15 protein-coding genes are annotated in these 12,877 nt (G+C 46.9%); 2 read left to right on the top strand and 13 right to left on the bottom strand.

From position 1 onward, the window contains the following. Positions 1-12 precede the first annotated feature (12 nt). The 11 genes from serB to nrfH all read right to left on the bottom strand — a co-directional run bounded on the left by serB (position 13) and on the right by nrfH (position 9,722). Positions 13-636 carry a phosphoserine phosphatase SerB gene (gene serB, locus RWM02_RS08810; protein WP_314071314.1) on the bottom strand — a complete coding sequence of 208 codons (624 nt, stop codon included), beginning with the start codon at positions 634-636 and terminating at the stop codon, positions 13-15. Between the two features lie 8 nt (positions 637-644). Next, positions 645-1,142: a chemotaxis protein CheW gene (locus RWM02_RS08815; protein WP_002950733.1), complete on the bottom strand. Its 498-nt coding sequence runs from the start codon at positions 1,140-1,142 to the stop codon at positions 645-647. 3 nt (positions 1,143-1,145) lie between these two features. After that, on the bottom strand, positions 1,146-3,500 hold the full coding sequence (locus RWM02_RS08820) for a hybrid sensor histidine kinase/response regulator (RefSeq protein WP_314071319.1): 2,355 nt from the start codon (positions 3,498-3,500) through the stop codon (positions 1,146-1,148). Positions 3,501-3,510: 10 nt separating this feature from the next. Continuing rightward, positions 3,511-4,452, bottom strand: a complete 942-nt coding sequence (locus RWM02_RS08825) for a chemotaxis protein (protein ID WP_314071321.1) — start codon at positions 4,450-4,452, stop codon at positions 3,511-3,513. Between the two features lies 1 nt (position 4,453). Next, positions 4,454-5,194 (bottom strand): UDP-2,3-diacylglucosamine diphosphatase, encoded by a 741-nt coding sequence (locus RWM02_RS08830; protein WP_314071324.1) that lies wholly within the window; start codon positions 5,192-5,194, stop codon positions 4,454-4,456. Further along, a complete protein-coding gene (locus tag RWM02_RS08835) occupies positions 5,187-5,345 on the bottom strand; it encodes a hypothetical protein (RefSeq protein WP_314071326.1) in 159 nt (52 codons plus the stop codon). Before RWM02_RS08835 ends, RWM02_RS08830 begins: the two co-directional genes overlap by 8 nt. A gap of 5 nt (positions 5,346-5,350) precedes the next feature. Next, positions 5,351-5,833, bottom strand: coding sequence for a transcription elongation factor GreA (gene greA, locus RWM02_RS08840; protein ID WP_314071327.1), 483 nt, complete (start codon positions 5,831-5,833; stop codon positions 5,351-5,353). Further along, entirely contained in the window at positions 5,830-6,870 is a 1,041-nt protein-coding gene (gene lpxB / locus RWM02_RS08845) for a lipid-A-disaccharide synthase (RefSeq protein WP_314071329.1), read from the bottom strand. Before lpxB ends, greA begins: the two co-directional genes overlap by 4 nt. Beyond that, entirely contained in the window at positions 6,867-7,322 is a 456-nt protein-coding gene (locus RWM02_RS08850; protein ID WP_314071332.1) for a lysozyme inhibitor LprI family protein, read from the bottom strand. The genes lpxB and RWM02_RS08850 overlap by 4 nt, the downstream gene beginning before the upstream one ends. 152 nt (positions 7,323-7,474) lie before the next feature. Continuing rightward, complete coding sequence (locus RWM02_RS08855) at positions 7,475-9,187, bottom strand: ammonia-forming cytochrome c nitrite reductase subunit c552 (protein WP_122871746.1); 1,713 nt, start codon at positions 9,185-9,187, stop codon at positions 7,475-7,477. A gap of 22 nt (positions 9,188-9,209) precedes the next feature. Next, the gene (gene nrfH, locus RWM02_RS08860; protein WP_002950715.1) at positions 9,210-9,722 is read right to left on the bottom strand and encodes a cytochrome c nitrite reductase small subunit; all 513 of its coding nucleotides are present in this window, start codon (positions 9,720-9,722) and stop codon (positions 9,210-9,212) included. A 392-nt stretch (positions 9,723-10,114) separates the two neighbouring features. Here nrfH and surE point away from each other — a divergent pair, with 392 nt between their 5' ends. Both surE and RWM02_RS08870 read left to right on the top strand, forming a co-directional pair. After that, positions 10,115-10,897, top strand: coding sequence for a 5'/3'-nucleotidase SurE (gene surE / locus RWM02_RS08865; RefSeq protein WP_314071337.1), 783 nt, complete (start codon positions 10,115-10,117; stop codon positions 10,895-10,897). Next, a complete protein-coding gene (locus RWM02_RS08870) occupies positions 10,894-11,556 on the top strand; it encodes a tRNA threonylcarbamoyladenosine dehydratase (protein WP_314071339.1) in 663 nt (220 codons plus the stop codon). Before surE ends, RWM02_RS08870 begins: the two co-directional genes overlap by 4 nt. An 18-nt stretch (positions 11,557-11,574) precedes the next feature. Here RWM02_RS08870 and RWM02_RS08875 read toward each other — a convergent pair whose 3' ends face one another. Together RWM02_RS08875 and RWM02_RS08880 are read right to left on the bottom strand one after the other, a co-directional pair. Continuing rightward, positions 11,575-11,997 (bottom strand): Sua5/YciO/YrdC/YwlC family protein, encoded by a 423-nt coding sequence (locus RWM02_RS08875; RefSeq protein ID WP_314071341.1) that lies wholly within the window; start codon positions 11,995-11,997, stop codon positions 11,575-11,577. A 13-nt stretch (positions 11,998-12,010) separates the two neighbouring features. Continuing rightward, the coding region (locus RWM02_RS08880) for a DMT family transporter (protein WP_314071344.1) at positions 12,011-12,877 on the bottom strand (867 nt) is incomplete at its 5' end.

A 12,877-nucleotide genomic window follows, 5' to 3' on the forward strand; every position in this document is an offset into this window, starting at 1 on the left:
TTTTCTCGCCTTTTATATCAAATTTATGATCTCGCGCAAATCTTTTTTATCCACGCAACAAGTTGCCGCTTGCCTTAAAATTTGCTTCGCGCAAAACGCGATTTTTAAATTTGAATGCTCAAACATGGATAGGTCGTTGGCGCCGTCGCCTACGCTCATCGTCTGCTCTTTTGAGATACCGAGCATCTTTTGTAAATTTACAAGCATCGAGCCCTTTGAAAAGCCAAACATCATCTCGCCGCCCACGAGTCCGGTTAAGACGCCGTCTTTGTGGTGCAGGATGTTTGCAAAGCTAGCGTCGAATTTGAGCTTCTCTTGCGCTCTATCGGTGCCCGCGTGAAATCCTCCGCTAAAAACTACGACCTTGACGCCTTTGTTTTTTAGATGGGCGATTAGCTCGGCGGCTCCGGGCATTAGCGGCAAATTTGAGCAAATTTCATCTACTTTAGCAAGCTTAAGCCCCTTTAAAAGCGATACGCGGCGCGTCAAGCTCTCAAAAAAATCAAGCTCGCCCGCCATTGCTTTTGCTGTTATTTCGCTAACTTCATCGCCGACGCCGTTTGCTGCGGCTAAAAAATCTATCGTCTCGCCGTCCATCAGGGTCGAATCAAAATCAAATACGCAAAGCTTTATCAAATTTGACCCTAGAAATCGCGTTTTAGTAGCGCTTCGACTTTTAAAATCGTAAGGATATTATTGTCTCTTTTGCCGATACCGTAAATCATGCCTTTGTCTTTTAAAAGCGTTTCAGGCGGCGGATCGATCCTGTTTTGCTGTATCCTGATGGCTTCCGTTAGCCTGTCGATCACAAATCCCGCGACGTTATCGCCCTCTTTCATCACGATGTACCTCGTGCTTGGGCTCGGTTTTGCGGCGTTTAGAGAAAATTTCTTTCTCAAATCGATTAGCGGGATGACGCTACCGCGTAGGTTAAACACGCCTAAAACATAGTCCGGCACGCTAGGCACGCGAGTGTATTCGATCGGCTTAATGATCTCTTGAATATTTAAAATAGGTATCGCATACTCCTCGTCGCCCACGATGAAACCGACTAACTGGACGATCTCCTCGCGCTCTTTTTCGCTCGGATCCATCACCTGACTTTTTTGTTTTTTTAGAACCTGATTTAATTTGTCGTTCATGTTCTATCCTATTAGTTTGATATTTTTTCTAACTACGTTTTCAAGGTAATCCGACGAATACGGCTTGGTGATGTACTCGGTCATTCCTACCTCTACGCCCCTTAGCCTATCGGTCTTTGACGTCCTTGAAGTTACCGCTATGAGCGGCAAATTTCTATATTTTGAATACTTTCTGATCTCAGCTGCCAGCGTATAGCCGTCCATTCGCGGCATCTCGATATCTATTAGCATCGCATCAAGCGCGTGTTCGCCCGATTTTACGATAGCTAGAGCCTCGACGCCGTTGGTAGCCTCGATAACCGTTACGCCAAGAGGGGCTAGCGATTTTTGCATGATCGTTCTGTCCATCTTAGAGTCGTCGACGATTAGCACCTTATAATCGCTCGGCTTTTCTTTGACGCTCTTTGAGGCTTCCATACTGGCTTTTATGTCTACTTTTATATCTTTTGCCATCTCCATCATCATACCTACGTCGATGATTAGCGTTACACGGCCGTCGCCTCTTATCGTGGCGCCTGCGATTCCAGGGATATTTTGGAGATAATCGCCCATTGATTTTATGACGATCTCTTCTTGTCCTACGAGGCTATCTACGATGATGCCAAGCTTCGCCTCCGCTACGCCGATAACGACCACATAGGTCTGATCTCCGCCGTCAAAGACTTGCTTGACGCCGAAGATATCTGAGAGTTTAACTAGCGATAGCACTTCGTCGCGTAGTCTAAGTACGTTTTTACCGTCGATCGTATAGATATCGTCGATCGGTACGCGCACGGTCTCTAGGACACTTGCTAGAGGAATAGCAAAAAACTCCTCCTGAGCTCCGACTAAAAGCGACTGTATGATAGCTAGCGTGAGCGGGATCTTTAGCTTCATCGTCGTGCCCTTGCCCACTTCGCTTTCGATATCGATTATACCGTTTAGCTTTTCGATATTGGTTTTTACGACGTCCATTCCTACGCCGCGGCCGCTTACGTTGGTTACCTTCGCCGCAGTCGAAAATCCAGGTTTAAATATAAGTCCGAACGCCTCTTTATCGCTCATCGCATCAGCTTCGCGCTCAGTGATGATGCCTTTTTCTATAGATCTGGATTTTAGCATATCGGCGTCTAGGCCCTTACCGTCGTCGGTGATCTCGACTACGATATGGTTGCCTTCGTTATAGGCTTTTAGCTGGATGGTGCCTTTTTCCGGTTTGCCGGCGGCTAATCTGGTCGCGCCGTCTTCGATACCGTGGTCGCACGAGTTTCTTATCATGTGTACGAGCGGATCGCCGATTTGCTCGACGATAGATTTATCAAGCTCCGTCTCCTCGCCCGTGATCTCAAGGTCGATTTGCTTATTTAGTTCGCGGCTTAGATCGCGGATCATGCGAGGGAATTTATTAAACACCTTCGCGATAGGTAGCATCCTCGTTTTCATAACGGCTAGCTGGATGTCGGTAGTTACCAGGCTTAGGCTAGATACTACTTGATTTAGCTCCTCGAGGAATTTTTCGCCCTCGTATCTCTCCTCGACGTCGTCGTAAATTTTAAGCAATCTGTTTTTGCCAAGCACCAGCTCGCCGATCAAGTTCATCAGGTGATCTAGGCGCTTAACCTCGACGCGTATAGTCTGCTCGTCCGCGTTAGCTCCGCTTGATGGAGCGGGGACTTTTTTGTCCTCTTTTTTATCGGCAGGCTTTGCGGGAGCTGCTTTTGGAGCGGGAGCCGAATTTGACGGGGTTGGAGCTTGCGGCGCAGCCGGTGCGGTAGGCTTTGGCGCTTCACCTCCGGCTGCCTTTTGAGCACGTCTTGCTTGATCCTCAGCCTTTCTTACTTTTAGTAGTCTTTCTATCTCGGCTTCGACCTCGTCGTCGCTTAAATTTGACAAATTCTCATCGCTAACGGGTTCAGGCTCTATCGGCGTCTCTACTACAGGCTCAGGCGCTGCGGGAGTAGGCTCGCTAGCAGCCGCGCTCGGGGCTTCGCCTTCGGATATCGAGGTTAGTCTTTTACATATATCTTCTATCTCTATGCCTACGTCCGTATCGTTGCCGCTATCTCTGATGCCGTGCAGTAGCCCTTTCATCATGTCCACTGACTCTAGCACCACGTCCATGATATCGGGAGTTATCTTTAGCTCGCCGCGGCGGGCCTTGTTTAGCACGTCCTCCATGTGGTGCGTGAGCCTAGTAAGGATGTCGAAATTTAAAAAGCTAGACGATCCTTTAACCGTATGCGCGACGCGGAAAATTCTATTTAAAAGCTCTAAATCTTCGGGGTTTGACTCAAGTTCTATGAGGTCATGGTCTATTTGTTCTACCAGTTCGAAGGCTTCAACTAGGAAGTCTTCCATTATTTCTTTCATATCATCCATGATTTCCCCCTTATTTCTTGTTCGCTTCGATCACGCGAAGCACCTCGTTGTAAAATAGCGTCGCGTCAAATTTGGTTAGATACGCGGCGGCTCCGGCCTCTTTGCTTTGAGCTTCGGTGTAGTCTTTACTCAAAGAAGAGTTAAATATAATAGGAATTCCCGTATATCTTGGATCGTCTTTTATCGTCGATGCAAAGCGATATCCGTCCATCTGCGGCATCTCTATATCGCTTAAAATCACCTTTAGATGGCTATCAAGCTTATCGCCGTACATCTCGTAAAGATCTTGCATCCTATCAAGCCCTTCTATGCCATCTTTTGCTTCGACCACTTTTAGACCCATTTTTTCTAGAGTATCTTTTACAAGCTTTCTAGCCGTCGAGCTATCGTCTAGCACTAGCGCTAGACCGTTTAAAAGCTTGTTTTGATCGATTTCTACTTCGATTTTCGGGCTATATATGCCAAGCTCTTCGACGACGCTTTCAAGATCGAGTATGAGCAAGACCTCGTCGTTTTCGATGCGGGTTACGCCCGTGATCTTTCCTTTATCCAGCGTTCCGGCATTTGAGGCGAAAGTCGCCGCCTCGATATCCGCCCAGCTTATACGCCTGATACGTTTTGCCTCATGGACGATAAAACCTATCAAAATCTCGCTAAATTCGGCGATGATGACGCGAGGCTTGATCGCCGAGTCTTTAGGCTCGTTTATCTGCATCCATTTGGCCAAATTTATCACGGGTATAACTACGCCGCGCAGGTCAAAAATCCCCTCGATATACTCGGGTACTCCGGGAAGCTCGGTCAAATTCGGCATCTTGATGATCTCGCGCACCTTGGAGACGTTGACGCCGTATATGCCCTCATATACCTTGTCTCCCGCCTGCTTAAAGATACGAAAATCAACAAGCTCCATCTCGTTTGAACCGGTTTTTAATGTGCCGTTGTTAAGCATTCTAAACCTTTACGCTCTTTCGAGCAAACTTAATATTTTGGCCGTATTCTACTACAAAATAGCTTTGCTCGCATGCAAAAGATGGAACATTTATATATTTTTGTTTACCTATCGTGTACTGTTCGCCTTGGTGATAGTGCCCCTCGATGATGATGTCAGCCTCGTAAAATGCGTTATATCGGCGCATTTTCGCCTCGACTAAATTCTTAAAATTCAGTATTTTATAATCTAAAATTTTTCGTTTAAGCTTATTTAAAATTTGTTTCGAGAGTCTAAAATTTAAAAATTTATCGAAAAAATTCATCGTTTTTAAAAAGAATTTGACGCGCAAAAATCTCAAAGCGTATTTTGCAACAAAAGGCAAAAATATATCTCCATGCGCAATAAGCACGCTTTGTCCGCACTCAGTGGCAAATTTAACCGGCTGGGCGCCGATAGGATAGGCTTTGACGTTTTTAAACAGCCTTGATAGGTTAAAATCGTGATTTCCCTCGAAATAATAAATTTCCATTTTCTCGCCCAGCTCGTCGATCGTGCGGACGTATCGCTCATAAAATTTGACGAAAAACTCGCACTCGCCCGCCAAAAAATCAAACATATCGCCCATCAAAAACAGCTGCGGCGTCTTTATCTCGCCGCTTTTTAACGCGCACAAAAAATGCCAGAAATTTTCTCGATTTTCGTTTTCGTGCGAGTCAGCGATAAAGATCGCGCCGCTTTTTACGACGATTTGCTCAGGCATCAAATTTTACTTTTTGTAGCGTCGAATTTGCGGCTATGGGTTTTAAATTTAGCGAGCCGAATTTGAAAAACTCGGCAAACGCCGTAGTTAAATTTAAATGCTCAAATTTAGCGGCCCAGCGCATAAATTTAACGGTTTTAAACGCGCTCATCGGCTCTAAAATTTGATCGGTTTATAGCTAACGGATACGATCTCGACGTCGCTTCTGCCGTTTGGCAGGCTCAGCGCGACCTCGTCGCCCTCGCTCTTGCCGATTAGTTGTTTGGCTAGGGGTGAGTTTATCGAGATGAGACCGCGCTCCAGGTTGCTTTCAGGCGTACCCACTAGCGTATAGGTCTTTTCCAGCTCGGTTTCTACGTCCATGATGACGACCGTGGAGCCAAATTTTACTTTATCGTGCTCGTATTCTGCGGGGTCGATTACCTTAGCGCGGCTTACTATGTCGCTAAGCTCGGCTATACGGCTCTCGATAAACGCCTGTTTTTCGCGAGCGGCGTGGTATTCGGCGTTTTCTTTTAGGTCGCCATGACTGCGCGCGATGTCGATCTCCTCGACGATATTCGGGCGCTCGACGGTCTTTAGATTTTTTAGTTCGTTCGTGATTTTTTCATACCCGAAAAGCGTCATAGGTTCGGTCATTTTTCATCCTTTTTAGTTGTTAAAATTTGCGCCACGTTTGCGGCAGAGCCGTGTTTTAAGTATCTTCGCAGCTTCTCGCAGCCAGCGATAAATTGCTTTTTATCGCAGCTCTCGTAGGCTTTTATTAGATTGCCGGGCGTTACTTCCTCTTGCAGTAGCTCCTCGTGCAGCGCCTCTTCGCCCATAAAATCAAACATGATATTTGCAAGCCCGATGTGGCGCAGCTTCACAAACATCCGTGCAATCATTATGTCGATTGCTTTAGCTTTATAAGCTAGCACGAACGGCGTGCCCACGAGCGCGGCCTGCAGCGTCGCGGTACCTGAGCAGATGAAGGCAAACTCGCTTTGCAAAAGCGCGCGCGGCGCGTCAGTAACCACGCTAAAGTCGCTCACGTCGCCGTAAATTTGCATTTCGTTTGCCAAAAAAGGCGGCACGACGAGCAGTTTTTCTTTGTCTTTTATACGGCTTGCTACTTCGCGAAAAATCGGCATCAACCGCGAAATTTCGGCGCGGCGGGATCCTGGCATAAAGGCGATCTTACCACTTTGTAAAAGCTCGTTTTTTCGTACCCGTAGCTCGTCAAGTAGCGGATGTCCGACGTAGCGCGAGCGGTTGTAATACATCCCGTCAAAGGGCAAAATCGACGCCAAATGATCGCAGTACGCCTCGACTTTCGCCACGCGTCCGGCCTTCCACGCCCACACCTGCGGCAAGATGTAGTAGGTTATGGGCGTTTTGATGCCCGCTTCTTTGATTGCCTTAGCTAGCGGCAAGTTAAAGGCGGGACTATCTATCAGCAGCACGGCGTCGCACTGCTCAGCTAGGCGAGTCATCTCTTTTATCGCGCGTTTTGCCTTAAAATAAAGCGGCAAAACCTCCACGAAGCCCATCGCGGAAAACTCCGAGCTTGGCATAAAAGGCTCGCCGAATTTCTCATCAAAAATGCCTTTTAGTTCGCACTTTGGCAGATGCTCTAAAACCTGCTCGAAGTGCAAATTTGCAGAAGCCTCCAAACAAGAGACGAGCAGCTTCACTGATTGCCCTCAAATTCGCTAACTATATCCGCAAGCTCAGTCGCGCGCTCTTTAGTCATCTGTAAATAGCAATCGGTCGCGTCTAGACGGTGAATCGAGCCTTGCTGAGGATAAAAAGCGCATTTGGCCTCTTTATAAGCAACCCACTTACGCTGTATATCTTTTAGGATTTTTTTATTTTCGTCGTTTAGTACGCTCATAGCCTTTTTATAGTTTTCGTTTAAAATTTTATCTTGAACGGCGAATTCGGCATTTATACACCCTACCATACCGGCGATGGAGCTATCTTTTTGCATACATTCATCTACGCGCCTTTGCGATTCGTCCCTTTCTTCCAGATTCGTCTCTAAATTCGACGGCGAATTTGACGAAGGCTTTGTCTTTATCGCAAGTTCTTGCGCGCCAAAAACCAGGCTCGCCGCAAACACAGCAAAAATAAAATTTTTAAGCATATTTTACCCTTTAAATTTAACGGGAATTATCGCCTAAAACGGCTAAATAAACAATAAAATTTAAATTTATAAGAAAAATTCGGGTTTAAAAATTTGAAAGATAAATGCGTAAATTTAAAAACCCAAAGCCTGCAGGCCTTGGGTTTTGGGGTTTATTTAAAATTTAGGTTCTTAACGTCTTCGTCGGCTTTTTTCATAGCTTCGGTAGGCGCTACGCCGATAGGATATTTATGTCCTAAAGAAGCAGGCGCAGGAACCGGAGTAGCCTCTTGAGTTAGCTTGATGCTGATGCCGTAAGGCGCAAGCTCGTTAACTAGCTCGGTTTGTCCTTGGCGAGCAAATTCTTTACATTGACCTAGGATCCTAGCCGACTCTTCGTCTCCGTGGAAGCCGTAGCTGTTTTCGCTAAATGCGAAGTCCCAGCGGATGTGAGTTTTGCGGTGTAAGTAAAGAGTCTTTTCAAGAGCCTTACTGATAGCTTCTTTTCTCTCTTTTTCATCGGCGATCGAGGCAAATTTCTCGTGCTTAGCTAGCTCGGCTCTGGCCGTTTTTATGTCTTGGATCAAAGAAAGTAGCGCATTTTCGCAGTTTCTTAGCTCGTAAGCGTGGCGATTTTGTACGAATGAAATTCTATCTTTTAGCACTTGTTCGCTTTGCGGGTGGCAAGTTTTGCAAGCCGCGTTTATATCGGCAAGCGGAGTTAAAATTTCATGCTCGGTGATCTTTTGAGCTCCGGCGCGTTTATACGGCATGTGGCAGTCTGCGCACGTTACGCCGCTTCTTCCGTGGATACCGGTTGAGCTTAGCTCAGCTTCTGAGTGCTGCATCTTGATGATTTTAGCGCCGGTATCTTTGTGGATGTAGTCAAATTTAAACCCGTCCTCTTTGGCTAACTGATCGTCATAGTATTGGTCGAAATTCTCGATCTTAAACGGCTCGTCTTTCTTCCAGAAATTCCAAGGGAAGGTTAAAACGGATTCTTTGCCTGCAGGATAGTATTCTACGTGGCACTGCATACAAACGTAGCTTCTCATCTCTTGTCTGGTGGCCTTTATACCGCTTTTTGCGTCGGCTTGGTAGCCTCTAGCGACCATTGCGTTTACGAATGCGGGTCTTGTTACTCTTAGGCTCATATCATCTGGCGAGTGGCAGTCTGCACAGGTGCTGCCTAGATGCGATCCGTGGATACTCTCGCCGTGTTTAGCCGCGATTTTTTTCATGACGTCAAAATACGGGATAGAGTTCATCTTCGTCCACGCGGCTTTTCTCTTTTCGCCTTCCTCTTTAGGCATTACGTCGAAAAACGGCATAGGCTTAGTTGCAGCAGGCGTAGGATCGGCAGTTAGGTTATAATCGCCATCAACTTGAAGCGCGGTTAAATATCCGGTGTGGCAATTGACGCAATATCCTGGCTGACCCTTAAATGCAGGAAGCCCGTGAGCGTTTAGATACTCTTTATCGTTTCTTTTGGTTTCGATCTGATCTATCTGCGAATAGTAGTGGGTTCGCGGTTTGCTGTAATCCACGCCGAACGCATAACCGTTCCAAAACACCGTAGCCGCAGGCCAGCGAATAATCTTGCTATAAGGTAAATCACCGCCGAAAGCCGTTTCTACAAATTCGCTTCCTTTTGGATTTGCGTCGCTTTTATGCTCCATTTTTTTGTAAGCATCGAGCTGATTTGGGAAATTTGCGCCCCATTTTTCAAAATCCGGCTCAAGCTCGCTTACCTTATTTAGCATTAGCGGGTAAGTTTTTGACTCCTCTTTTTTATGAGCTATGTCGTTATAAAGAGCAAGTACGCCCGCACCGAGTGCAACGGCCACTAAAAAAGTAACCGCGTATAACAGTTTGTTATTTTTCATTTATTCTCCTCCTAGGATTGTTTTAAAAGTTATGTGCGTGTCCGGCTTGTCTGTGACAAGATACGCATTTTAACGGCTCGTTGGCATTAGCATACTGCCCGTGTTTGCCCGGCAAGCTATCGCCTATAGCTCTTGGATCGACTGAATTTCTAGCATAATCCTTATGGCACTCTATACAATTGTTTTGTATTATCTCCTTTTGCTCATCGCTTGCGGTAAACGATACGGGATTATCCAAGAAAGTAAACGCATAACCGTGCAAGAAGCCGTATTTAGCTTTCGCCAGCCATTTGCTTACAAATTCTTTAGGCATGTGACAATCTATACACGTCGTAACGTGTTGATGTCCGCCCTTAGACCAGCCTTCATAGACTTGGTTCATGACGTGGCAGTTTATACAGGCTTCGGGATCGCGAGTAAGATGCTGAGGCCCATTGGCAAAAAAGAATGTGAAAATTCCAAATCCGCCAGTAAGCCCAATAACCGCCAGCAAAGCTATGACCCATTTAGACGCTTTTTTCTTTGCGTTTTCCATAATCGGCTTTCTAACCTCCTTTGTAAATTTAAATAAAACTTAACTTTATTTATAGGCCGGTATTTTATTATTAGTTCGCTTAAATTCTCATTTATTTTCCTAATATAATTAAAATTAAATCTAAAGCTTATTTTTATACTATGTAAATATAACAGTAGTTGTTATCAATTTATTATGATTGATTTCAATCTATTTCGGTATTATATAATATAATATATTTACTATCTTAAATTTGAATAAAATTTAAAAACTAAAATATAAAGTAAACAATATCCAACATAGACCAAAACTTTAAATTTAAATAATAAAAGCTGTGCTAAAATCATTTCTTTAAAAATTTGAAAGCTATGGGCTCGTCAAATTTGAGCCAATCGTGATAAAAAGGAATAAATTTGAAAGAAATTTTAATCACAAACGACGACGGATTCGAGGCTAGCGGCCTGCACGCTTTAGCTAGCGCACTGAGGGAACTACCTGATACGCGCGTTACGATCGTAGCACCGAGTACCGAAAAATCAGCCTGCGCGCACTCTCTTACGCTTACTAGACCCCTTCGTTTCATCAAGCTTGACGACGATTTTTACAAACTCGACGACGCTACGCCCGCAGATTGCGTCTATCTCGCGCTTCACGCGCTATACAAAAGACTGCCCGACCTCGTAATCAGCGGCATAAATCACGGTGCCAACGTCGGCGAGGACATCACCTACTCGGGTACGTGCGGAGCGGCTATGGAGGGCGTTTTGCAGGGGGTGCCCAGCATCGCGTTTTCGCAGTTTTACAAAAACGACAGCATCGAAAAACTCGGCTTTTCGCTCGCACAGCAAGCCGTCAAATTTATCGTTCCGCGCGTATTAAACGGCGAAATATCCCTACCGCCGCGTCAGTTTTTAAACGTAAATATCCCAGCCGTCTCCGCCCGCGAATTTAGAGGCTACCGCATAGTTCCCGCAGGCAGACGCAGCTATGCCACGCACGCGATGCTCCACCGCAACCCGCGCGGCATCGAGTACTACTGGCTCGGACAGCCGTCGAATTTAGACTACGAACAAAACGGCGAGTCCGATATCAGCGTGCTTAGCGAGAGTTTCGCCTCGCTCACTCCAATCATGCTCGATATGACCGCGCACGCGAGCTTGCAGGGCCTAAAAACCGCGCTAAAGGATCGAATTTGAGCGAGGAAATTTTGGATCAAAACGACCGATTTACGAGGTCTCGATGGCTGTTTGGCGATGATTTTAAAAAGCTTCAAAACGCAAACGTCCTGATCTGTGGCGTTGGCGGCGTAGGAGGCATCTGCGCAGACGCGCTAGCTCGCGCGGGCGTGGGTAAAATCACCGTCATCGACAAGGATATTTTTGACATAACCAATCAAAACCGTCAAATTTACAGCGAAGCGGTCGGCGCCGTTAAGGTCGGCGAATTTGCCAAAAGATACGAGTGCGTAACGGCGCTACAAGAGCTAATGACGCCCGAATTTATCGCAAATTTTGATTTCTCGCCCTTTGATCTGGTTATCGACGCTATCGACGACGTACCCACCAAGATCGCGCTCGCGCTAAAAACGCACGAAAAGCTCATTAGCTCGATGGGCGGGGCAAAGCGCATCGATCCTACGCAGATCAAGGTCGCCTCCGTCTGGCAAACCTGCAACGACCCGTTTGCTAAAAAAATACGCACCGAGCTTAAAAAAACGGGCTTTAAAGGTAAATTTGACGTCGTGTTTTCGACCGAGTTGCCAAGGTGCGTGAAACTGGGAAGCTTTATGGGCGTAACGGCGTGTTTTGGGTTAAATTTAGCAGCCCTAGCGGTAAATAAAATTATTAACGGCTAGACGCGGCCTTAGATAAAACTATCTCAGCCGTTTTAAGCGCGTTTTTGAAATTTTATAAATTTTCGAGCTTGCGTTTTGGCTGAAATTTTGATCCACGACCTCGTCCGCCGCCGCTTTCGCCCAGGCTTCGTCGAAGTTCTGTCCGTTTAAATTTGCGCTGCTAGAGTAGAGCCAGTCAAATTGCCTCAAAAACTCCTCGTGGGCGCACTCTTTCACGATGCGCACAGCCTTGGCGTTCGGATACAAAAACGTCGTTTTCCTCGCGCGGCGCACTAAATTTTTAAATTTAGCGGGCACGCGAGCGAGATTTTTTAGCTCGCTAAGCTTTGCCGTCGTCATGAGGCAGGGCTTATCCGCTGCTCGGCGTTTGAGCGCGTTTATCTCGCGAAAATCCTTGCTCAAAAATCCCGCCGTCGTATCGGTCTGCGCCAAATAAATCATCTCTCCTCCAAATTTACGCTTTTTTTCTATCTTTAGCCAGCAAAAATATGCACGAGATTATAAGCGTAAAGCCCGCAAAATCAAGAAACACGAACTCCGTCCCCAGCCAAAAATAGGCAAACGCCGCCGCGCTCACCGGCTCTATGCACGCGATCATGCTCGCCCTGCTCGCGCCTATTATCTTTAGCCCCGTCATGTAAAAGCTAAACGCGCATATCGTGCCTAAAATCACCACCGCGACAAGCGCCGCAAAGCCGTCTGCGTCGCTCACGCCGCCCAGCTGCCAAACCCGCGTGTAAAGCGCAAGCGCGCCGCCGCCGATGACCATGCCCCAGCCTAAATTTAACGCGACGGGGTATTTTTGATTTAGCTTAGTCGGGATGAGACTATAAATCACGACGCCAAGCGCGCTAATGAGGCACCAAACCAGCGCCTCTGCGCTGATAACGAGCGAGCCAAGATCGCCGTGAGTGGCGAGCAACACGACGCCCAGCACCGCAAAAATGAGCGCGATGAGCTCGACCTTTTTAGGCGCGCGTCGTTCTAAAAAGCAAACGACGGCAAGGATGAGCGCGGGCGCGGAGTACTGGATCACGGTCGCGACGGCGGCGTTTGAGAGCTCGACACCGCAAAAGTACGAATACTGCGTCATCATAAGCCCAAAAAACGCGTAGATGAGCAGCTGCGGCAATAGCGCGCGATCTTTTAGCGGTGCGAGGGCTAGGCGCGGCGAACGAGCGATATAATACGCTACCATCGCAAGCCCGGCGAGGCCTAGGCGGTAGGGCACGAGCCAGTCGGCGCTGACGCCTTTTTGCGTGAACAGATACTGCCCGCAAACACTGCTAAATCCCCATAATACGCCGCCAAGAAGCGTGAT

Origin of the sequence: Campylobacter showae (assembly GCF_963515975.1) — a bacterium.
Classification (GTDB): domain Bacteria; phylum Campylobacterota; class Campylobacteria; order Campylobacterales; family Campylobacteraceae; genus Campylobacter_A; species Campylobacter_A showae_F.

Excerpts from the sequence above, each read along its gene's own strand:
- nrfH (WP_002950715.1), bottom strand. The coding sequence starts at position 9,722 with ATGGAAAACGCAAAGAAAAAAGCGTCTAAATGGGTCATAGCTTTGCTG.
- RWM02_RS08850 (WP_314071332.1), bottom strand. The coding sequence starts at position 7,322 with ATGCTTAAAAATTTTATTTTTGCTGTGTTTGCGGCGAGCCTGGTTTTT.
- RWM02_RS08875 (WP_314071341.1), bottom strand. The coding sequence starts at position 11,997 with ATGATTTATTTGGCGCAGACCGATACGACGGCGGGATTTTTGAGCAAG.
- RWM02_RS08855 (WP_122871746.1), bottom strand. The coding sequence starts at position 9,187 with ATGAAAAATAACAAACTGTTATACGCGGTTACTTTTTTAGTGGCCGTT.
- RWM02_RS08825 (WP_314071321.1), bottom strand. The coding sequence starts at position 4,452 with ATGCTTAACAACGGCACATTAAAAACCGGTTCAAACGAGATGGAGCTT.
- RWM02_RS08830 (WP_314071324.1), bottom strand. The coding sequence starts at position 5,194 with ATGCCTGAGCAAATCGTCGTAAAAAGCGGCGCGATCTTTATCGCTGAC.
- greA (WP_314071327.1), bottom strand. The coding sequence starts at position 5,833 with ATGACCGAACCTATGACGCTTTTCGGGTATGAAAAAATCACGAACGAA.
- RWM02_RS08820 (WP_314071319.1), bottom strand. The coding sequence starts at position 3,500 with ATGGATGATATGAAAGAAATAATGGAAGACTTCCTAGTTGAAGCCTTC.
- RWM02_RS08815 (WP_002950733.1), bottom strand. The coding sequence starts at position 1,142 with ATGAACGACAAATTAAATCAGGTTCTAAAAAAACAAAAAAGTCAGGTG.
- RWM02_RS08835 (WP_314071326.1), bottom strand. The coding sequence starts at position 5,345 with ATGAGCGCGTTTAAAACCGTTAAATTTATGCGCTGGGCCGCTAAATTT.